Source organism: Cyclobacterium sp. 1_MG-2023, assembly GCF_030546805.1.
GTDB lineage: Bacteria > Bacteroidota > Bacteroidia > Cytophagales > Cyclobacteriaceae > Cyclobacterium.
In genome coordinates this window covers 97,392-117,713 of the sequence record NZ_JAUOPC010000007.1, presented here as the reverse complement: position 1 = coordinate 117,713, position 20,322 = coordinate 97,392, and the positions used below count along the sequence as shown (strand labels likewise).

The following is a 20,322-nucleotide window of genomic DNA, read 5'->3' as shown; positions in this document are numbered from 1 at the left end:
ACCAATGTGCCCACATCAGGTTTAAAGGCTATTCTATGAAAAACGAAGAGGTTTTCTTTAAAATAAATAATGCGACAGTACAGTCGTTTGGAAAGACGGTATTTAAAGGGCTAAACTTTACTGTTCAAAACGGTGAGTCTTGGGCCATTATTGGGCAGTCCGGAAAAGAGCGCACCTTGTTTTTGGAGACCATCTTAGGAAGAACAAGTTTGGTGGATGGAAGCATTTCTTGGCCATTTGCTAGTGAGTACCAAGAAAAGCAACGCAAGCTTGGCTTGATTAACAGTTATAGAGATTTGATTGCCTTGGTTTCTCAGAAATACACTTTTCGCAATAAATCCAGTCAGCAAAATTTTTATTACCAGCAAAGGTTCAATAGTGCTGAATCAGAAGACACGGCCACTGTAGATGCGTTTTTGAGAGGTATTGAAAATAGGAAAGAAGGAGTTTGGGATATTGCTAAAGTTGTCCAACTATTTGGCCTAGAAAAATTGAGAAACAAATCATTAATCAAACTGTCCAATGGTGAAACCAGAAAGTTGGCCATGGCAGAAGCATTGATGAAAAACCCAAAACTTTTGTTAATTGACATGCCCTTGGTAGGTTTAGATGTGCAAACCAGAGAGAGTTTTGAGGGTATACTCAAGGCCATTCAAGAATCCGGGATTCAGCTTATCATGACTTCATCTGCCAATGAAGTCCCCATATCTGTTGATAAAATAGCTTGGATTGGTGGAGGAAGGTTATCGATCGTTGATGACAGGGATAGTCTCATTCCATTAGAAAACGAGACAAGTGCTTCATTTAACCTTAAACCTGAGGTTTTTGAAGGTTTATTGGAGAAGAATGTCTCTGCCAATGCAGCCCGAGTGATCATAGCTATGAATAATGTCACCATCAAGTATGGAGATAAAAAATTGCTTGACAATGTGTCTTGGAAAGTTTTGTCAGGAGAGAAATGGCTTATAAAAGGACATAATGGCGCAGGGAAATCAACCCTTATCAGTTTGGTGTTAGGAGAAAACCCCCAGGCCTATGCCAATGATATTGTGCTTTTTGATAAAAAAAGAGGGACCGGTGAAAGCATTTGGGATATCAAACGTCCCATAGGCTTTGTGTCTGCAGAATTGGCCAGGTACTTTCCTGTAAACCAAACTTGTAAAAAAGTGGTGGCATCCGGTTTATTTGATACCATGGGTTTGTTTAGAAAACTTAATGAAGAACAGGATGCATTGGTAGATCGGTGGATGGAGGCATTTCAGCTATCCCATTTAAGTGACCTGAGGTTAACGCAAATAAGCCTAGAAGAGCAACGTTTCTGTCTATTGGCAAGGGCGATGATCAAGTCGCCGACATTACTAGTGTTAGATGAAGCTTCTCAGGGAATGGATGAAGAACAAAGAAATAGGTTCAAAGCTACCATAGAATATTTTTGTGATGAATCAGACTTGACCATGTTGTTTATTAGTCATTACAAGGAAGACGTCCCGAAAAATATTGATAAAACAATTGAGTTAGTATTAGGTAAAGTGATACAATAAAAGATTATGACCATAGAAGAGGCACAGCAAAAAGTAGATGACTGGATAAATACAACGGGGGTTCGGTATTTCAGTGAATTGACAAATATGGCCATTTTGACCGAGGAGGTTGGTGAAGTTGCAAGGGTGATTTCCCGAAAATATGGCGAACAATCATTTAAGGAAAGCGATAAAGAGGTGGATTTGGGAGATGAAATGGCCGATGTATTATGGGTCTTGCTTTGTCTAGCCAACCAGACCGGTGTGGACCTTACCCAAGCTTTTGAGAAAAATTTTGAGAAAAAGAATATTCGGGACAAGGACAGGCATAAAAATAATGAAAAGCTAAAATAATAAAGGTCAAGAAATTCGCTCTTTTAAACCGATTTATAGCACTCTAACTTCATCACCTACAGAGATATTTCCTAGGTTTAAAGCGATAAGGTTTTGTCCAAAAAGGATTTTCCCATCGACATTTCTATATTTGGCCAAAGTCCTTAATGGTTCTTTGCCTTTGGCAGCGGTGTCCTGATCGATTGTTGTCATGACACATCTGGCACAAGGCTTGGTAACTTGAAAAATGACTTCACCAATTTGAATTTTATCCCAGGTGTCTTCTTGAAAGGGCGCTGCTCCTGTAAATACAATATTGGGCCGAAACCTACTCATCGGTACCGGGCTGTCAAGGCGTTCATTCAAATCCTCTAAAGAGGCCTGGCCGATAATAAGGAAAGGCATACTGTCTGCAAAGCTGACGTATTCATTGTTTACCTTGTACTTATTTTCAATATACCTTTTGTTATCCAGATCCATTTTTAAAAGCTGGCAACTTATTTTTAGTTGCGTTGAAAACCAGGTGTCGGCGGCTGAGGATACATGTAAAGCCTCCACAGGGTCATCCCATACTTGGCTTTTAATGATTTTGCCAGAGCTTTGATTGAAAGGGATTTCTATTCCGTTATTCGGATTAGATTGATGGTAAACATACAGGTTGTTTTCTCGAATTTCATTCTGGAACAAAGCCATTTCCGGCTTGGTTCTCTGGGTAAGGAATTTTCCATTTTCATCCACCAGCATCCAATTTCTGTCATATTGAAAACCTGACGTTTCTACAATTCCATCAGTTAAATTTATTCCTCCTAGTGATTTGATGGGGAAGATATTGATTTGAGAGACTTTCATTCTAAATAATCGATTGACCTATTTTGTAAATATCGGCTTCTTTTGCGGTAAAACGATGAGAAATATTGACATTTTTATAGATAACCTGTCACGATTTATGACAATGTGGCATTAATTTTTTGAATATTTCACTTGGCACATTGGTTGTTAGAATAGTTTTGTGTTTAAAACGAAAACGACAAAATATATATAATTATGGGAAAAATTATCGGTATTGATTTGGGTACCACCAACTCATGTGTCGCTGTAATGGAAGGGAATGAGCCTGTTGTCATTCAGAACAGTGAAGGAAGAAGGACCACACCTTCAATAGTGGCATTTTTGGATAATGGAAATGGAGAGAGAAAGGTTGGGGATCCGGCTAAACGTCAAGCGATTACCAATCCTGCAAATACAATTTCTTCTGTTAAGAGGTTTATGGGAAAGAAATTTTCCGAAATTTCAGAAGATAAAAAACATGCTTCTTATAAAGTAGAAAAAGGACCAAATGACACTGTAGCAGTTAAAATTGGCGACAGGTCATACACTGCTCAGGAGCTATCAGCTATGATTTTACAAAAAATGAAATCAACTGCTGAAGATTTCTTGGGTCAGGAGGTTTCAGAAGCAGTTATTACTGTGCCTGCTTACTTTAATGACTCTGAAAGACAAGCAACCAAGGAGGCAGGTCAAATTGCCGGACTTGATGTAAAACGTATCATCAACGAGCCAACCGCAGCAGCACTTGCTTATGGTCTAGATAAGAAAAATGCAGACATGAAAATTGCTGTATTCGATCTTGGTGGAGGTACTTTTGATATTTCTGTTTTAGAACTAGGCGATGGTGTATTTGAAGTTAAATCTACTAACGGTGATGTTCACCTTGGAGGAGATGACTTTGATCAAGTAATCATCAACTGGCTTGCAGAAGAGTTTAAAGCCGAAGAAGACATTGATCTTAAAAATGACCCAATGGCGCTTCAAAGATTAAAAGAAGCTGCTGAAAAGGCTAAAATAGAACTTTCTAGTTCTTCTGCTACAGAAATTAACCTGCCCTATATTACTGCCACTCAGACAGGGCCTAAGCACTTGGTTAGAAGTCTTTCTAGAGCGAAGTTTGAGCAACTTTCTGACAGCCTTGTGAAAAGATCTATGGAGCCTGTGCGTAAAGCAATGGCAGATGCTTCTTTATCTCCTTCTGATATAGATGAAGTAATCCTTGTGGGTGGATCAACTCGAATTCCTAAAATTCAAGAAGAGGTAGAAAAGTTCTTTGGCAAAAAACCTTCTAAAGGTGTAAACCCTGATGAGGTTGTAGCCATAGGTGCTGCTATCCAAGGTGGGGTACTTACAGGAGAGGTTAAAGATGTATTATTACTTGACGTAACACCTCTGTCTTTAGGTATTGAAACAATGGGAGGAGTGTTCACCAAGTTAATTGAGTCTAACTCCACTATCCCTACGAAGAAGTCTGAGGTGTTTTCTACAGCAGCAGATAATCAGCCTGCGGTAGATATCCACGTGCTTCAAGGAGAAAGATCCATGGCTAAAGATAACAGAACAATTGGTAGGTTCCAGTTGTCAGATATCCCACCATCTCCTAGAGGTGTACCTCAAATTGAGGTTACTTTTGATATTGATGCTAATGGTATTCTTAATGTGTCTGCCAAAGACAAAGGTACCGGTAAAGAGCAAAAGATTAAAATTGAAGCTTCTTCCGGTTTGACTGAAGAAGAAATCGATAGAATGAAGAAGGAAGCTGAAGCAAATGCTGCTACAGATAAAGAAGAGAAAGAAAAAATCGATAAAATCAATCAGGCGGACAGCTTAATTTTTCAGACAGAGAAACAACTCAAAGAATTTGGGGATAAATTATCTGAAGGAAACAAAACAGCTGTTAACGGAGCATTGGAACAGCTGAAAGCTGCTCACCAAAGTCAGGATTTAGCTGCCATTGATTCTGGAATGGAAGCCCTGAATACTGCTTGGAGTGCTGCTTCTCAGGAGATGTACAGTCAAACGCAAGGTGCTGAAGGTGCTGCCGGTCAGCCGGGACCTGATGCTGCTGCTGCGGATGATGCCGGAGATGGCGTTTCAGATGTGGATTATGAAGAAGTAAACGAAGAAGACAAGAAATAAAATATTCCATTTCTTTATTTTAAATTTCATATAATGGTGTCCCTGAGTGTCGGGGATGCCATTATTTTTAAAGGGGGGATGATTCAATTCCATGAAAACTGGATAGGGCAGGATGATCAAGGTGTTGATTTCTGAACAGCTGACTTAGATACCTAATCAAAAGGTCGGTTTAAATAATGCGGAGTCATATGCCTTCGTGTACCTGCTTAATGAAAGTTTAGTACTTAGCAAGGGGTTACTCCCATTTTAATTTAAAACGGTATGCAGTTAACATCTGAAAATAAACTTAAGAATTTAATTATAGTTGGTGATCGGCTACTTATTAAATTGAAGAAGCCCAATCAAAAAACTTCAAGTGGACTTTACCTTCCTCCAGGTGTACAGGAAAAAGAGAAAGTTCAGCAAGGCTATATCATTAAAGCCGGGCCTGGGTATCCGATTCCATTGCCTGTAGAAAACGATGAGCCTTGGAAAGATCCAAGTGAAGAAGTGAAATATATTCCCCTACAGGCCAAAGAGGGTGATTTAGCCGTCTTTTTATTGAATGGAGCTTATGAAGTGATGTATGAAGGAGAAAAGTACTATATCGTTCCTCAAAGCGCTATATTGATGCTAGAGCGAGAAGAAGAGCTTTAATTTCAGTTTATTCTAATTTATTAAAAAGTGAACTTACATTAAGTTAGTTCACTTTTTTTTTGCCATTTTTTTAACAATTGTGGGCAATGTAGGGTTTTGTCTTGTAAAGAGTCGTTAAAAGGAAAATATTTTCAGGTTGCATCGTTGTAATCATGGTTTGTTTTTATGTATTTTGTCTTTTACTTTACATTTTGCATATAAATAATTTCACATATTGTGTTTTGAACTAAATTAATTGTAGTTTAATTAGGTGGTTGTCAAGGGGAGACAATTTTATCGTGTTTGTGTCTTGATCGCCAGAAAGTTTTCAAGGTTATTGTTTATACTGGTCTCAAAAGTTAGTTTTTTTTAATTTAAAAATAGGAAATGATCACATCATCTTCTTTAGGTAGTATTAAGAGTACTGAGTTGTTTAATTTTTTGCGAGCTCATTTTAATGAAGGAATGCTTGTTTTTGAAAAAAAGGAACGGTGGTATTGCGATGGTGATGAATCCATGATGAATACCCTCGGGTTTTCAAACGTAGATAAGCCTATCCCGGATCTATTTGATTTGATTAGAGATAATGAAAAGTTTATTTTTATAGATTTTCTGAATAGTGGAATTCAGTCCAAACCCGGGGAATTGCTAAGTCGAAAGATAGTAATTCAAACGGCTCAAGGTAGATTGTTGACTTTAAAATTAAATGGCTTTCCTACAAAAGAATCAGGAAACGAAAGTCAAATTAGGTTGATTTTCTTTGTTGAGGATTTGACAGAAAGGCTTGATAGAGAAAACTTTCACCATCAGTGTAATCTTAATTCGGGTATAGGTTATTGGAGTATAAATTTTGAAAAGAACAAGCCGGAATGGAGTGAGGTTACCCGATTGATTCATGAAGTCCCTGAAGACTTTGAGCCTACCATGGATAAAGCCATAGAATTTTATAAGGAAGGTTGGAGTAGAGAGGTCATCAGTAAGGCTTTTAATAAAACGATTGAGACAGGAGAACCTTTCGAGCTTGATTTAATAATTGTCACCTATACAAAAAAGGAAAAATGGGTGAGGTCAGTAGGACAGGCAGAGTATGTAGATGGAAAGCTTGTTAGGGTATATGGTACTTTTCAAGATATCCATAACAGAAAAATTACTCAGTTGAAATGGGAGGAAGAGCAAAATAAATTTAAGTATGCGATTCAAGGTACGAACCTTGGGACTTGGGAATGGGATATTCAAACAGGCACTACCGTTTTTAGTGATCGATGGGCTGAAATCCTCGGCTATAGCTTGAGCGAATTGGAGCCAATAAATTTTCAAACCTGGGTAAATCTTATGAACCCTGAAGATTTAAAAGTGGCCAATTCAAAATTGAAAAGCTGTTTTGAAGGAGAGTCAGATTTTTATGACTGTGAGTTTAGGATGAAGCATAAAGATGGGTCTAAAAAATGGATTCATGCCAGGGGTAAAGTAATTGCGTGGACAGAAAATGGAGATCCTAAATTAATGTTTGGAACCCATGAGGATATCAATCATTCTAAAGCCCAAGTTCAAAAGCAGGCAATTTTTATTTCTCAGGCACCCCTAGCAATAGCCATGTTTGACAGGGAGATGAGGTACCTTGCAGTTTCCTCCAAATGGCTGTCAGATAATGGTCTGGTCAATCGATCTGTTATTGGTAAATATCATTATGAGATTTTTCCTGAGTTAGGTGAGTACTGGAAAGATATTCATAGAGAATGCTTGAAAGGGGCGATCAGGTCTAGTAAGGAGGATAAGTTAGTTAGGAAAGATGGATCAGTTCAATGGCTCAAATGGGAAGTGAAACCCTGGTATGAGGAAGCCGGCTCCATTGGAGGTATCATTATGGTTACAGAAGATTTGACCGAACATAAGCTTGTAGCTGAAAAATTGAATATATCTCTGAATGCATTTCAACGAAATTTTGAAAATGCTGGCATTGGTATGGCTATAGTCTCTCAGGAGGGTAAGTGGTTGAATGTCAATGATAAAATTTGTCAAATGCTGGGCTATGAAAAGGAAGAATTTAGTGAGTTGACCTTTCAGGATGTTACACATTCTGATGATCTAGCATTAGACCTTGAGTATTTGAAAGAAATCATTGCGGGGAAACGACAAACCTACCAAATAGAAAAAAGATACATTCATAAAAATGGTCATGAGGTGTCTGCAATTTTGGCAGTCTCGGTAGTAAAGGATTCTAGAAATACGATTTTATACTTTATCTCTCAACTTATTGATATTACAGCAGTTAAAGATGCTAAAACCCAAGTTTCTAAATTATTGAAAACGACCCAGAAACAGAATGAGCGTCTAAAAAATTTCGCCCATATAGTGTCCCATAATTTAAGGTCTCACTCCTCTGGAATGAATATGTTAATGGAGTTACTGGAGTTTGAGCACCCTGATTTTTTTAAAATGGAAATCATGACCTTGCTGAAAAAGGGCGGGGTAAACCTTTCGGATACAATTGAACATTTAACCGATATTGTTAATATTAATTTAAATGAATCTGCTGAGAAAGAACTTGTAGACCTAACCAAAGTTATTGACAAAACAATGGAGAGTGTTTATCCAATTGCCAAGAAGGAAGGGGTTGAGTTAATCTATGAAGTTCCACCAGAGACCTATGTGGTGGGTATTTCTGCTTATATCGAAAGCATAGTGTTAAATTTTATTACCAACGGTATCAAATATAAATCACCTGAAAGAGACAGTTATTTGAAAGTTCAAACTGTGTCAGATAAAGATGCTGTTGAGATTCGATTTGAAGACAATGGTTTGGGTATTGATCTTAAAAAAAATGGGGAAGCCTTGTTTGGGATGTATAAGACATTTCACAGGCATAAAGATTCAAGAGGTATAGGTTTGTTTATTACTAAAAACCAAATCGAAAGTATTGGTGGAAGTGTGGAAGTTGAAAGTGAGGAAGGGGTAGGTACCACATTTAGCGTGTTTTTGCAAAAGGAATAGGAGCCCTTTCCTTCTGATACGAAGCTTTAGGCATAAAAAAGCCATGGTGAAATTTCCACCATGGCTTTTAAATAGATCTTAGGATAAAGTCTTAGAAAGAGAATACGCCTGCGACCAAAAATGAAGCTAAATTTTTAGAATCTTGGTAATCATTGTTGATAAAGAAGTCATCAGACATTATGTCTAGCCTAGTTTCTGGAATAATGGTAAAGTTATCAGTGATTTTGATGTTTCCAGACAGGGTGCCTGCTACAACTCTACCATCACCAACACCGTTTAAACCAACTACACCATCCAGTCCATCATTGAAGACTTTAAAGTATTCTCCCCTTGCTCCAATAGAAAATTTATCAGAAGTGGCGAATTGTAGGTAACCGGCAACACCATAGAAACCATAACCATCTCCTGTGGCATCTTGAATAGAAGTGCCACTATACATTTGTCCGGCAGCAGTAGTGTTATAAGTGGTGTTTAGTCCTAAATACATTGATTCGGTAACATCATAACCAGCAGTAAGGTCTATTTGGAAAGTGTTTCCCATAGAACTGGGACCGAAAGATGATAAAGTATTCATGTCTAGTTTGCCATCTTGATCTCCATACAATACGTTCAAATAAGTTCCTCCGGCATCAGTAGCATAAGCCAGTTGACCGCCCAAGGTGTATGATCCATTGAAGTTAAACTCTGTCATGTCGGTTGGGTTCATTATAGCAGCCATAAATGACCAGTTGTCAGAAAGCTGAAAATCTGCTTTAAGACCGGTGTGTGAGAATGGACCGTATGAAAACATATACGATGTGGAATAATTGAAGTTCCCGGTTGGTGAAATTACCTCGTAACCCAAGTAAGTGTTAAAGTTACCCATAGTAAGTGTTACTACATCACTTACATTGTAATACATGTAGAGTTGGTTTACAATTTGAGAACTACCTGCCAATCCTCCGGTGTACATTGGAGAGCCAAACACTGCATCTTCACCTCTTGGGCCAAATACCAAGTCGGCTACAAATCCTACTTTTTCACCTTCATAAGTAGCAATTACATTGGCCATGCCTAATGAAAAGCCGGGAAGGTTAGCAAATGAAGTTGCAGGTGCTTGTGCGGCTTCGCCTTTATTTGGTGCGTTAAGATTGCTTCTGAAATAAGCGTCAACAGATCCTGAAAGTGAAAATTTTGAAGGTGTTTCTTGTTCTTCTTGAGCAAGGATAAATGTTACAGGAATTAAAAAAAGTACTGTTAAAATAGTAAATAATTTTTTCATTTTGGTTTTGATTAAATTTGGGAAATGGGAAAGATTTGTAAAGGATCCTGCCAAGAAATAATTTTAAAAAAATTGGCAGGATCCTAAAGTATTATAGTCCTAATAATGAGGTATTAAATTATTCATCATAAATGATGGTATATCCTCTGATGCCATGCTCGTGACTATCAAGTCCGGATATTTCATGTTCTTCAGAGACTCTGATACCAATGGTTTTCTTCAATATGAAGAAGATAGCAAGGGCTGAAAAGAAAGCCACAACACCACAAATTGCGATGCCTGCTAGTTGTGTTAATACGGAGTGTTCGGGGTTGGTAGAAAATAGACCTACAGCCAAGGTTCCCCAAACACCACAGGTAAGGTGTACAGATACAGCACCTACTACATCATCAAGTTTCAATTTATCTAATAAGATTGCTGACAATACCACCAAGATACCAGCGATAAAGCCTACCAAAAGTGCAAATATCGGATTGATCACATCTGCTCCTGCGGTGATACCAACCAATCCTGCGAGGATTCCATTAAGCACCATTCCTAGGTCAAGTCGTTTGAAAGCAATATAAGCAGCAAAAAAGCCACCGAGTCCACCTGCACAAGCAGCAAGAGATGTTGTTACAAGTACAAAAGACACTAATCCAGGGTCAGCAGAAAGAACAGATCCTCCATTAAAACCAAACCAACCTAACCATAGTAGGAAAACACCAATCACGGCCAAAGGAACACTTGAGCCAGGCTTTTCAATGGTTTTGCCATTAACATATTTTCCAATTCTTGGACCTACCATGATAACACCTGCTAAAGCTCCCCAGCCACCTACGGAGTGAACCAAGGTTGAACCAGCAAAATCATAGAATCCCATGGCGTCTAAAGCGCCACCGCCCCATTTCCAACTACCAATTATTGGGTAAACTATCCCTACAAAGATCACGGTGAAAACTAGGTATGCCCAAAGCTTAACTCTCTCTGCAATGGCACCAGATACAATTGTTGCGGCTGTGGCTGCAAACATTGCTTGGAAAAGAAAATCGGTCCAATAAGTATAACCTGCATCAGCATATTCAGTGCTAACATCTGCACTTGCAGGGCTAAACCAGAACATGCTCCATCCTGCTCCATCAAATCCGAACCAGCCTGGCACGTCAAAACCAGGATACATTAGGAAGAAACCAAGCAAGCCATAAGACAAAATACCAATTATCGGAGTAACGGTATTTTTAAAAAGTATATTCACTGTGTTTTTTGCTTGACCAAAGCCAGCTTCTACACCGGCAAAACCAAGGTGCATAATGAATACAAGAGCCGTTGCTAGCATCATCCAAACATTGTTTGTTGTGAGGAGATTCTGAGCGATTGCATCAGCATAGTCAATTCCACTAGAATCAACTTGTAATAAAGGTGGTAAAATGTTTTTCATAAGAAACCTAGAATTAAAGGGTTACAGGTTAAACTTTCACTTACAATTGTAATTTGAACAAATTTAGGTAATTAATAGTCAAAAAAACAACTAAAATCGACAAGATAAGTGTATAATTTACAAGAAATGGGTTAAAAAAAACCCGAAAAACAGGATTATTGCTGTTTAAAATATGCAAAAGGGTGAAAATTACACCTAAATTAAAAAAATAATATAAATCTGAAATTTCGGTATTTTGTAAACTTATATATTGTAAAAATCTTATCACCTTTTGTTAAAGGTGAGTTTAAATAAAAAAAGCCATCACTTATTTTAAATAAGTGATGGCTTGAGGTATTTTTTGTAAAAGGAATTAAATTGTATTATTCCAATAATTAATTTATTTTCATTTTTCTTACAAAAGTTGCATAAAAATTAACTATTACTCATCTATTTCAAATTAAATAGACTTGTTTTGCAATAATAACAGTAGGTTGTTGATAAAGTTACAGTATTGCCTATTGTTTTAGAAGAGCGAATTCCTTGGCAAAATAGGTGAGTATGATTTTTGCACCAGCCCTTTTAATGCTGAGTAATGATTCTGTCATTGCTCTTTCTCCATCCAACCAGCCATTGGCAGCAGAAGCTTTGATCATGGCGTATTCCCCACTTACATTATATGCAGCTATGGGTAAGGGGAATTTATCATGAAGCAATTTAATGATGTCCAAATAGGCTAGGGCGGGTTTAACCATTAGGAAATCTGCTCCTTCTTCAAAATCCAATTGTCCCTCAATTAATGCTTCCTGGCTATTGGATGGATCCATTTGGTAGGTTTTTTTGTCACCGGCTTTTGGGGCAGAGTCTAATGCATCACGAAATGGATTATAAAAAGCACTTGCATATTTTGCTGTATATGACATTAGTGAAACATCTTGAAAGCCATTCTTGTCAAGTAATCCCCTTAGGTATCCGATTCGTCCATCCATCATGTCTGATGGACCTATAATGTCGGCCCCTGCTCTTGCTTGTGCCAAGCTCATTTTCCCTAATATCTCAAGGGTTTCATCATTTAGTATTTTTCCGTCTTCAACCAATCCATCGTGCCCGTCTATACTGTAGGGGTCCATGGCTACGTCAGTCATGACACATGCCTCAGGAAAAGTTTGCTTGATGGTAAAGATGGCTTTAAGGTAAAAGGTATCCTCTTTATGGCTTTCACTTGCCCAACGATCCTTTTTCTCTTCCGGATAAGCAGGGAAAATATCGAAAGTAGAAATACCTAACTTCAAGCAACTTTCAATTTCTATTAGCATTTGATCCAGAGAATACCTGAAAATCCCCGGCATGGAATTTACGGGTACCTTTTGGTTAATTCCGTCAATTAAAAATAGTGGAAGGATTAAATCTTTGACAGATAATCTTGTTTCTTCCACCAAGGCACGTATAGCAGGGGATTTTCTATTTCTTCTTGGCCTTCTTAACATGGCTTTATATAATTAGGAGTGCTGTTGTATAATAATGGTAATTCGTGTTTTCTGCTTAAAAGCATTTCTCATTTCATTAGTTCCCGAACAGTATCAAGATTGACTTCAGAGTAATCGTTGATGTACAACTGACATGGGGGCAATTCTTCTTGCTTGTGTGAAGAAAGCACGCCGACCACCTTCATTCCGGCATTGATTGCTGCGGTAACTCCTGAAAAAGAGTCCTCAAAAACCAAACAGTTTTCGGGATTTACATCAAGTAATTTTGCTGAGGTAAGGTAAACCTCAGGGTCAGGTTTATGGTTTCTAACATTTTCACTGGCCAATATAGACTCCATCTTGGGCGCAAATTTAAGGGTGCCCATTATTAAGTCTAGATTGGCTCTTGGGGCAGAGGTGGCAACTCCGGTTCTGAAACCGTCATTTTTTAATGTTTCCAAGAATGGGAGAAATTCCGGTAGAGTAATGATTTTGTCTGCATAAATCTCTCTGAAAAGCCCTTCTTTTTCGTTTTCCAGACTAATGAATTCTTCGCCGACTATTTCTCTCCCCAAGAAATGTTTGAAAATGTATTTGTTGCTTTTGCCATACATGTGTTTTTCGAATTCCTCTTCGGTAGGGTTGAGCCCTCTTTTTCCAAAAAACACCTTAAAAGCTTCAGAGTGAAATGGGTTGGTGTGGCAGATTACCCCATCCATATCGAAGATTACTGCTTGGTTTTTCATTTTTATTTGGCAGGTTTTTCAAAATTTAAGATAGTATGTTCAATGATGTCACAGCAATCATGTAATTCTTCTTCAGTCATCACCAGTGGAGGAGCAAAGCGGATAATATTTCCATGTGTAGGTTTTGCCAGCAAGCCATTTTCTTTAAGTCCTACGCAAATATCCCAAGCGGTAGTGCTTTCCGGTTGGTCATTGATGACTATTGCATTCAGTAATCCTCGACCCCTTACTAGGGTTACCAGATCCGTTTTCGTGATTAGCTTCTCCATTCTTTCTCTGAAAAGTATCCCTAAACGTCTGGCATTTTGTGCTAATTTTTCCTCTTTTACCACTTCCAATGCGGCAATGGCTACTCTTGCGCCCAAAGGGTTTCCTCCAAAGGTGGAACCATGCTGTCCGGGGTGGATGACCTCCATAGTAGGGTTGTTGGCAAGTACAGCTGAGACTGGGAAAAAGCCTCCTGAAAGCGCTTTGCCTAAAATAAGGATGTCGGGCTCCACATAGCTGTCTTGCTTTTCACAATGCCCTGTGCATGTACAGTCACCACATACGGCTAATAAAGAGCCGGTTCTTGCAATGCCCGTCTGAATTTCATCCGCCATTAATAAAACATTGTGAGTCTCACACATTTTTTTGGCCTCTCTTATATAGTTCTGGTCCGGAGTAATTACTCCGGCTTCTCCTTGGATGGGTTCTATCAAGAAACCAACCACATCAGGATTGTTGACCAGTGCAGCATTAAGGGCGGTAAGATCATCGTAAGGGATTTGTATAAAGCCCGGTGTGTAAGGTCCAAAATTATTACGGGCATCATCATCTGTAGAAAAAGAGACAATGGTTGTGGTTCTACCATGAAAGTTTTCACTTGCGACAATGATCTTTGCCTGATGAGGTGCTACTTCCTTTTTGTCATAGCCCCATTTTCTAGCGATTTTAATAGCTGTTTCTACTGCTTCAGCTCCGGTATTCATTGGGAGAACCTTGTCGAAACCAAAATAGGAAGTAATGTATTCCTCGTAAGGGCCTAAAATATCGTTAAAAAAAGCCCTGGATGTTAGGGTTAGGTTGTTGGCTTGTTCAATAAGGGCATCTTTTATTTTAGGGTGGCAATGCCCTTGATTAACGGCAGAGTAGGCGGAGAGAAAATCATAATACCGTTTGCCCTCTACGTCCCAGAGGTAAACCCCTTCACCTTTGCTTAATACAACCGGTAATGGGTGATAATTGTGTGCTCCGAATTTATTTTCTAATTGAATAGCTTCTTGACTTGTCTTGATATCCTTCATTCTGGATCTCTTTTTTATGCATTTTAAATAGGTGTTGGCTACGTATTTGCCGTATTTTGACAAATATAACAAAAGGGTTTTGGAATCATGAATCAAAACCAAAAACTTGGAGTGCAGGGATTTATTAAATAATTATGGGGTACACTTTTGTTATTTAATATAATCTTCCGATATTTGCAAACCCAATTGAAAAAAGTCAATCATTACTGGATACATATATCATGGCAAAAATTTGTGACATTACTGGAAAAAGGCCTCAGGTAGGAAATAACGTATCACACGCCAATAATAAAACGAAGCGTAGATTTTACCCTAACCTGCATAAGAAGAGCTTTTATATCCCTGAAGAAGACGCATGGATCACTTTAAAGGTGTCGTCTTCCGCTTTGAGGACGATAAATAAAAAAGGAATCAGCGCTGTGTTAAAAGAAGCGCAGAAAAAAGGAGAGATTATTATTAAATAAGACTTGCCTCACACCAATATTAAATTAACAGGAAATGGCTAAGAAAGGTAATAGAGTTCAGGTGATTTTAGAGTGCACTGAACATAAAACAAGTGGAATGCCCGGGACATCTCGGTACATCACCACGAAGAACAGGAAAAACACCACAGAGAGGTTGGAACTTAAAAAATTCAATCCTATCTTGAAAAAGGTGACCGTTCATAAGGAAATTAAATAATCACACACCCCAAGGGTAAAACGATAATATTATGGCTAAGAAAGTAGTAGCAACACTGAAAAAAGAAGGTGGCGTCACTTATGCCAAAGTGATAAAGGCCGTTAGATCTGAGAAAACCGGAGCCTATACCTTCAAGGAGGAAATGGTGCCAAGCCAGATGGTTAAAGAAGTGCTTAAAAAATAAGGCTTCAGGGCTTACTAAGATTTTTACTATCCCTTTCGATTCCAATCGAAAGGGATTTTTGCGTATATTCGGCTCAGATTTAAAAAATTATGGGAATATTTGATTTTTTTTCTAAAGAGAAAAAAGAAAGTTTAGATAAAGGACTGGAAAAATCCAGTGAAAATCTATTTTCTAAGCTTGGAAAGGCCATCGTAGGCAAATCTAAGGTGGATGATGAAATCTTAGATGAGTTGGAAGAAATACTCATTACATCGGATGTAGGAGTAGATACTACGATTAAGATTATTCAGCGAATTGAAGAGAGGGTTGCCAAAGACAAGTACATCAGTACTGCTGAGCTTGACGTTTTGCTTAGAGAGGAAATCGCGGGCCTCTTGGAAGAAAATAATACCTTGGATATTGGAAGCTTTGACCTGCCTTCAGATAAAAAGCCCTATGTAATTATGGTGGTTGGTGTCAATGGAGTAGGCAAAACAACCACAATCGGAAAATTGGCTCATCAGTTCAAGCTGGCAGGAAAGTCAGTGCTGCTTGGTGCTGCAGATACCTTTAGGGCCGCCGCAGTCGATCAACTCATTCTTTGGGGTGAGCGGGTGGACGTGCCTGTGATTTCGCATGGTATGAATACAGACCCCGCATCTGTAGCCTTCGATACCGTAAAAAAAGCAGTGGACATGGACGCCGATGTGGTAATCGTGGATACTGCGGGAAGGCTACATACCAAGGTAAACCTAATGAATGAATTGACGAAGATTAAAAGGGTAATGCAGAAATTTATCCCTGATGCTCCTCATGAAATTTTATTGGTTCTTGACGGGTCTACAGGACAAAATGCTTTTATCCAAGCCAAAGAATTCACCAGAGCCACTGAAATTAGTGCATTGGCCATTACCAAGCTGGACGGTACCGCCAAAGGAGGTGTGGTGATAGGAATTTCTGACCAATTCAAAATCCCCGTAAAATACATAGGCGTTGGTGAGAAAATGACAGATTTACAGGTTTTTAACCGCAAGGAATTTGTTGACTCGCTATTCCAGAAAAAATAATTTTTAAGTTGAGCTATTGTTCTGTGAATGGCGCTACATGTTTGGATAAAGCTGCTTTGATTGAAAGCGGTGGTTAATACTGTAAGTGTTGAATAGGACTTACTTTCATTCTTCATATAGCCTTACCTTAACTTTAGCTTATTGAGTTAGGTTTCAGTGCAAATGCTTGGCGGAAGGAAGGTGTTAATTTGCCTTCAGGCAGGTAAGTGCAGTACGGTCAATTGATCGAATAGTAGTACATTTATATTTCATTAATTATAATCCCATGTATTCCATTTCTATAAGATTGGTGCTACTGCTGTTAGCCCTTAATGTTTTCAATTCCATTCAAAGTAAAGCGCAAGACCAGCGGCCTAATATTATTTTTATCCTAACTGATGACCAAAGATATGATGCCCTTGGTTATTCCGGCAATGATTTGATCCATACTCCGGAGATGGACAAACTTGCCGAGGAGGGAAGTTACTTTAAAAATGCATTGGTGACCACTCCCATCTGCGCAGCCAGTAGGGCTACGATTTTTACAGGACTATATGAGCGTAGTCATGCTTATACTTTTCAAACAGGACCCATTAAATCGTCCTATATGGACACATCTTATCCCAAATTGCTAAAAGAGGCGGGGTATAAGACCGGGTTTTTCGGGAAATTTGGTGTCAACTATAGCAACTTGGAAGGTCTTTTTGATTCTTTTGAATCTTACGATAGAAAAGGAAGTTTCCCGGATAGACGTGGCTATTTTTACAAAACCCTTGGAGCCGATACGGTACATTTGACTCGTTATACAGGACAGCGAGCATTAGACTTTATAGAAGAGGCAGATGCTGATCAACCCTTTTGCCTCTCACTTTCTTTCAGTGCACCACATGCACATGATAACGCAGAGAAACAATATTTTTGGCAGGATGAAACTGCTCCCTTGTTGGAAGGAGTGACTATTCCTGAAGCCAAAATTTCTGACGATAAGTATTTTGAAGCACAACCGGAAATTGTAAAAAGTGGATTTAACCGACTTCGATGGACCTGGAGGTACGATACACCTGAAAAATACCAGCACAGTGTAAAAGGCTATTACCGGATGATTTCCGGGATTGACTTGGAAATCGCAAAGATCAGGCAGCAGCTGAAAGCCAAGGGGATGGATAAAAATACAGTTATTATCCTGATGGGAGACAATGGCTATTTCTTGGGAGAAAGACAAATGGCAGGTAAATGGTTGTTGTATGACAATTCCATTAGGGTTCCCTTAATTGTAATGGACCCTAGGCAAAAGAAACCAGTTGATTCTGAAGAGATGGCAGCTAATGTAGATGTTCCCTCTACCATTTTGGATTTGGCAGGTGTAGAAATTCCTTCTGATTACCAAGGGAAAAGTTTACTTCCTGTAATCAAAGGGGCGCCATTAAATAGAGATACGGTGCTTGTAGAACACTTATGGGATTTTGAGAATATCCCTCCTAGTGAAGGATTGAGAACTAAAGGATGGAAGTATTTTCGCTATATCAATGACCAGTCGATTGCGGAGTTGTATGACTTGACTAAGGATCCAATGGAGATTAATAATTTAGCAAAGGATCCCAAATATGCTTCCAAGGTTGCTGCATTTGACAAAAAATTGGATGCCATGGCTACCGGATTATCAAATAACAGCACCGCAGCACCCGTTAATCGCCATGTAGAGATGATAAGGCGATCTTCTGAAAAGAAAATTATTGATAAAAGTCCTGAATTTGGTTGGCAAGTCCCGGAAGGAATCAATTTTCAATCTGCCTATCAATTATTGGTTAGTAGCACTGCTGAAAAGAGCAAAAAGAATATTGGAGATGTATGGAATAGCGGAAAAGTGGTGGATGGCAATGTGAGCAATATTCAATACATGGGCCCTGAGTTAAATGAAGGTAAAACCTATTACTGGAAGGTCAGGATTTGGGATGAAGACAACAGAACCGGTCGATATTCAGAAAGTCAAAGCTTTACTATTGGCACAGCAGAGCATTATATCACTACAGGTAATATTTTTGAAGTAGAAGAAATCTCCCCTTCTTCTATTGAGGAAGTAGAAAAGCAAACCTGGCTTGTAGATTTTGGTAAAGCAGCCTTTGCCAATATGTCCTTTGAATATAAAACTTCAAAGAATGAAACAATCACAGTAAGGATAGGTGAGCAATTAAAAGAGGGAAGGCTTAATTCTGATCCCCAAGGTAATATTCGATTTGAGGAAGTAGCCGTTGAGGTTAGTCCGGGTAAATTAAAATACACATTGGATTTGCCAAAAGATAAGCGAAATACAGGTTCTGCTGCTGTAGCACTTCCGGATAGTTTCCCCGTGCTGCTACCTTTCAGGTACGCAGAAATCGAGGCAGAAAACAAACCTGAGAAACTTACTCAGCAAGCTTATTTCAGTTTCTTTGATGAGGGTCAAAGTAGATTTTCAAGTTCAGATACCATTTTAAATCAAGTATGGGATCTCTGCAAATATTCAATGAAAGCTACTTCCTTTGCGGGAATTTATGTAGATGGTGATAGAGAAAGGATCCCCTATGAGGCCGATGCCTACATTAACCAACTGAGCCACTATGCGGTTGATTGGGAATACCCGATTGCGAGAAAGACCATCGAGTATTTTATGGAAAACCCTACTTGGCCCACTGAATGGCAGCTGCATGTGGCCTTGATGTTTTATGAGGACTATATGTATACCGGGAATCTAGAACTTGTAGAAAAATATTATGATGAACTAAAGCACAAAACGCTGATGGAATTGGCCCGTGAGGATGGGTTGATAAGCTCTGAAAAGGGCAGTCCCGAGTTCATGAAAAAATTGGGGTTCAAAGACCCCAAAGTCAAATTGAAGGATATTGTTGATTGGCCACCGGCTCAAAAAGATACCGGTTGGAAACTGGCCACTCCGGAAGGAGAGCGGGATGGTTTTGTGTTTACCCCTATTAATACGGTGATCAATGCCTTATACTTCCGTAATTTGGAGATTATGGGTGAATTTGCACGCCTTTTGAATAGGAATGATGAGGCCAGAGAATATGAATTGATGGCAGTTAAAGTGAAAAAGGCGGTTAATGAAAAGTTGATGGATCCTGAAAAAGGTGTTTATCTTGATGGTGAAGGTGCGGGGCATTCCTCTCTTCATGCCAATATGATGCCTTTGGCTTTTAATATGGTGCCGGAAGAAAAGGTAGCTTCAGTCGTCGATTTTATTAAATCCAGAGGGATGGCTTGTAGTGTTTATGGCTCTCAATACCTGATGGATGGCTTATATAACGCAGGAGAAGCAGATTATGCATTGGAGCTGATGACTGCTACACATGACCGTAGTTGGTGGAACATGATTGCCATAGGGTCTACGGTCACCTTGGAAGCATGGGACATGAAGTACAAGCCTAATGCAGATTGGAACCATGCCTGGGGAGCTGTTCCCGGCAATATTATTGCCCGCAAAATGTGGGGAATTGTACCTAAAACACCCGGAGCGGGCTTGTTGGAAATCAAGCCCCAGTTGGGTAGTTTGACAGCGACAGAAATAACCGTTCCATTTCTAACTGGAAAGGTGAATGCTTCCTACAAAAAAGTTAACAATCGGTTGCAACGCTATATTTTTGAATTGCCACCTAATGTTTCAGCGGAATTGCTACTGGAGTACAATACAGGTGATGCCATTTCCCTCAATGGGGAAAAGGTAAATACAAGTTTTGGCTCTATAAGGCTTTCCCCGGGAAAAAATGAAATTTTGCTACAGGTCAATTCATTTTAATAAGTATCTTGTAAATCATGGTTTTGTAAAAATAGGCAGATTGCTTTCAAAGTATGCCTTTTCG

General features: G+C 39.0%; 16 protein-coding genes. 10 read left to right on the top strand and 6 right to left on the bottom strand.

Going from position 1 to position 20,322, the window contains the following annotated elements; translation table 11 throughout:
* Window positions 1-35: 35 nt before the first annotated feature.
* Together Q4534_RS12790 and Q4534_RS12785 are read left to right on the top strand one after the other, a co-directional pair.
* Complete coding sequence (locus Q4534_RS12790; protein WP_303613567.1) at window positions 36-1,541, top strand: ATP-binding cassette domain-containing protein; 1,506 nt, start codon at window positions 36-38, stop codon at window positions 1,539-1,541.
* A gap of 6 nt (window positions 1,542-1,547) precedes the next feature.
* The gene (locus Q4534_RS12785) at window positions 1,548-1,874 is read left to right on the top strand and encodes a nucleotide pyrophosphohydrolase (protein WP_303613566.1); all 327 of its coding nucleotides are present in this window, start codon (window positions 1,548-1,550) and stop codon (window positions 1,872-1,874) included.
* 33 nt (window positions 1,875-1,907) lie between these two features.
* Here Q4534_RS12785 and Q4534_RS12780 read toward each other — a convergent pair whose 3' ends face one another.
* Window positions 1,908-2,702 (bottom strand): MOSC domain-containing protein, encoded by a 795-nt coding sequence (locus tag Q4534_RS12780; protein WP_303613565.1) that lies wholly within the window; start codon window positions 2,700-2,702, stop codon window positions 1,908-1,910.
* Window positions 2,703-2,897: 195 nt separating this feature from the next.
* On the opposite strand from Q4534_RS12780, the gene dnaK reads away from it, so the two are divergent.
* From dnaK to Q4534_RS12765, 3 genes are all read left to right on the top strand, one after another.
* Window positions 2,898-4,820, top strand: a complete 1,923-nt coding sequence (gene dnaK / locus Q4534_RS12775; RefSeq protein WP_303613564.1) for a molecular chaperone DnaK — start codon at window positions 2,898-2,900, stop codon at window positions 4,818-4,820.
* Between the two features lie 261 nt (window positions 4,821-5,081).
* The gene (locus tag Q4534_RS12770) at window positions 5,082-5,456 is read left to right on the top strand and encodes a co-chaperone GroES family protein (RefSeq protein WP_014020692.1); all 375 of its coding nucleotides are present in this window, start codon (window positions 5,082-5,084) and stop codon (window positions 5,454-5,456) included.
* 366 nt (window positions 5,457-5,822) lie between these two features.
* The gene (locus tag Q4534_RS12765; RefSeq protein WP_303613563.1) at window positions 5,823-8,426 is read left to right on the top strand and encodes a PAS domain S-box protein; all 2,604 of its coding nucleotides are present in this window, start codon (window positions 5,823-5,825) and stop codon (window positions 8,424-8,426) included.
* Between the two features lie 91 nt (window positions 8,427-8,517).
* Here Q4534_RS12765 and Q4534_RS12760 read toward each other — a convergent pair whose 3' ends face one another.
* From Q4534_RS12760 to rocD, 5 genes are all read right to left on the bottom strand, one after another.
* Window positions 8,518-9,687: a porin gene (locus tag Q4534_RS12760; RefSeq protein ID WP_303613562.1), complete on the bottom strand. Its 1,170-nt coding sequence runs from the start codon at window positions 9,685-9,687 to the stop codon at window positions 8,518-8,520.
* Between the two features lie 118 nt (window positions 9,688-9,805).
* Window positions 9,806-11,104 carry an ammonium transporter gene (locus Q4534_RS12755; protein ID WP_407933573.1) on the bottom strand — a complete coding sequence of 433 codons (1,299 nt, stop codon included), beginning with the start codon at window positions 11,102-11,104 and terminating at the stop codon, window positions 9,806-9,808.
* A gap of 497 nt (window positions 11,105-11,601) precedes the next feature.
* Window positions 11,602-12,570, bottom strand: coding sequence for a porphobilinogen synthase (gene hemB / locus Q4534_RS12750; protein ID WP_303613560.1), 969 nt, complete (start codon window positions 12,568-12,570; stop codon window positions 11,602-11,604).
* A 68-nt stretch (window positions 12,571-12,638) separates the two neighbouring features.
* The gene (locus Q4534_RS12745) at window positions 12,639-13,295 is read right to left on the bottom strand and encodes an HAD family phosphatase (RefSeq protein WP_303613559.1); all 657 of its coding nucleotides are present in this window, start codon (window positions 13,293-13,295) and stop codon (window positions 12,639-12,641) included.
* 2 nt (window positions 13,296-13,297) lie between these two features.
* Window positions 13,298-14,581, bottom strand: a complete 1,284-nt coding sequence (rocD, locus tag Q4534_RS12740) for an ornithine--oxo-acid transaminase (protein ID WP_303613558.1) — start codon at window positions 14,579-14,581, stop codon at window positions 13,298-13,300.
* Between the two features lie 221 nt (window positions 14,582-14,802).
* Here rocD and rpmB point away from each other — a divergent pair, with 221 nt between their 5' ends.
* The 5 genes from rpmB to Q4534_RS12715 all read left to right on the top strand — a co-directional run bounded on the left by rpmB (window position 14,803) and on the right by Q4534_RS12715 (window position 20,258).
* Window positions 14,803-15,045, top strand: a complete 243-nt coding sequence (gene rpmB, locus Q4534_RS12735) for a 50S ribosomal protein L28 (RefSeq protein ID WP_014020701.1) — start codon at window positions 14,803-14,805, stop codon at window positions 15,043-15,045.
* Between the two features lie 34 nt (window positions 15,046-15,079).
* Window positions 15,080-15,262: a 50S ribosomal protein L33 gene (gene rpmG, locus Q4534_RS12730; protein WP_014020702.1), complete on the top strand. Its 183-nt coding sequence runs from the start codon at window positions 15,080-15,082 to the stop codon at window positions 15,260-15,262.
* A 31-nt stretch (window positions 15,263-15,293) separates the two neighbouring features.
* A complete protein-coding gene (locus tag Q4534_RS12725; protein ID WP_014020703.1) occupies window positions 15,294-15,446 on the top strand; it encodes a DUF4295 domain-containing protein in 153 nt (50 codons plus the stop codon).
* 89 nt (window positions 15,447-15,535) lie between these two features.
* The gene (gene ftsY / locus Q4534_RS12720; protein ID WP_303613557.1) at window positions 15,536-16,492 is read left to right on the top strand and encodes a signal recognition particle-docking protein FtsY; all 957 of its coding nucleotides are present in this window, start codon (window positions 15,536-15,538) and stop codon (window positions 16,490-16,492) included.
* 265 nt (window positions 16,493-16,757) lie between these two features.
* Complete coding sequence (locus Q4534_RS12715) at window positions 16,758-20,258, top strand: family 78 glycoside hydrolase catalytic domain (RefSeq protein ID WP_303613556.1); 3,501 nt, start codon at window positions 16,758-16,760, stop codon at window positions 20,256-20,258.
* The last annotated feature ends 64 nt before the right edge of the window (window positions 20,259-20,322 follow it).

What these genes read in the sequence shown, in the direction of transcription:
- Q4534_RS12755 (WP_407933573.1), bottom strand. Translation starts at nt 11,104, where the DNA reads ATGAAAAACATTTTACCACCTTTATTACAAGTTGATTCTAGTGGAATT.
- hemB (WP_303613560.1), bottom strand. Translation starts at nt 12,570, where the DNA reads ATGTTAAGAAGGCCAAGAAGAAATAGAAAATCCCCTGCTATACGTGCC.
- rocD (WP_303613558.1), bottom strand. Translation starts at nt 14,581, where the DNA reads ATGAAGGATATCAAGACAAGTCAAGAAGCTATTCAATTAGAAAATAAA.
- Q4534_RS12725 (WP_014020703.1), top strand. Translation starts at nt 15,294, where the DNA reads ATGGCTAAGAAAGTAGTAGCAACACTGAAAAAAGAAGGTGGCGTCACT.
- Q4534_RS12785 (WP_303613566.1), top strand. Translation starts at nt 1,548, where the DNA reads ATGACCATAGAAGAGGCACAGCAAAAAGTAGATGACTGGATAAATACA.
- Q4534_RS12790 (WP_303613567.1), top strand. Translation starts at nt 36, where the DNA reads ATGAAAAACGAAGAGGTTTTCTTTAAAATAAATAATGCGACAGTACAG.
- Q4534_RS12770 (WP_014020692.1), top strand. Translation starts at nt 5,082, where the DNA reads ATGCAGTTAACATCTGAAAATAAACTTAAGAATTTAATTATAGTTGGT.
- Q4534_RS12760 (WP_303613562.1), bottom strand. Translation starts at nt 9,687, where the DNA reads ATGAAAAAATTATTTACTATTTTAACAGTACTTTTTTTAATTCCTGTA.
- Q4534_RS12745 (WP_303613559.1), bottom strand. Translation starts at nt 13,295, where the DNA reads ATGAAAAACCAAGCAGTAATCTTCGATATGGATGGGGTAATCTGCCAC.
- ftsY (WP_303613557.1), top strand. Translation starts at nt 15,536, where the DNA reads ATGGGAATATTTGATTTTTTTTCTAAAGAGAAAAAAGAAAGTTTAGAT.
- Q4534_RS12780 (WP_303613565.1), bottom strand. Translation starts at nt 2,702, where the DNA reads ATGAAAGTCTCTCAAATCAATATCTTCCCCATCAAATCACTAGGAGGA.
- rpmG (WP_014020702.1), top strand. Translation starts at nt 15,080, where the DNA reads ATGGCTAAGAAAGGTAATAGAGTTCAGGTGATTTTAGAGTGCACTGAA.
- Q4534_RS12765 (WP_303613563.1), top strand. Translation starts at nt 5,823, where the DNA reads ATGATCACATCATCTTCTTTAGGTAGTATTAAGAGTACTGAGTTGTTT.
- rpmB (WP_014020701.1), top strand. Translation starts at nt 14,803, where the DNA reads ATGGCAAAAATTTGTGACATTACTGGAAAAAGGCCTCAGGTAGGAAAT.
- Q4534_RS12715 (WP_303613556.1), top strand. Translation starts at nt 16,758, where the DNA reads ATGTATTCCATTTCTATAAGATTGGTGCTACTGCTGTTAGCCCTTAAT.
- dnaK (WP_303613564.1), top strand. Translation starts at nt 2,898, where the DNA reads ATGGGAAAAATTATCGGTATTGATTTGGGTACCACCAACTCATGTGTC.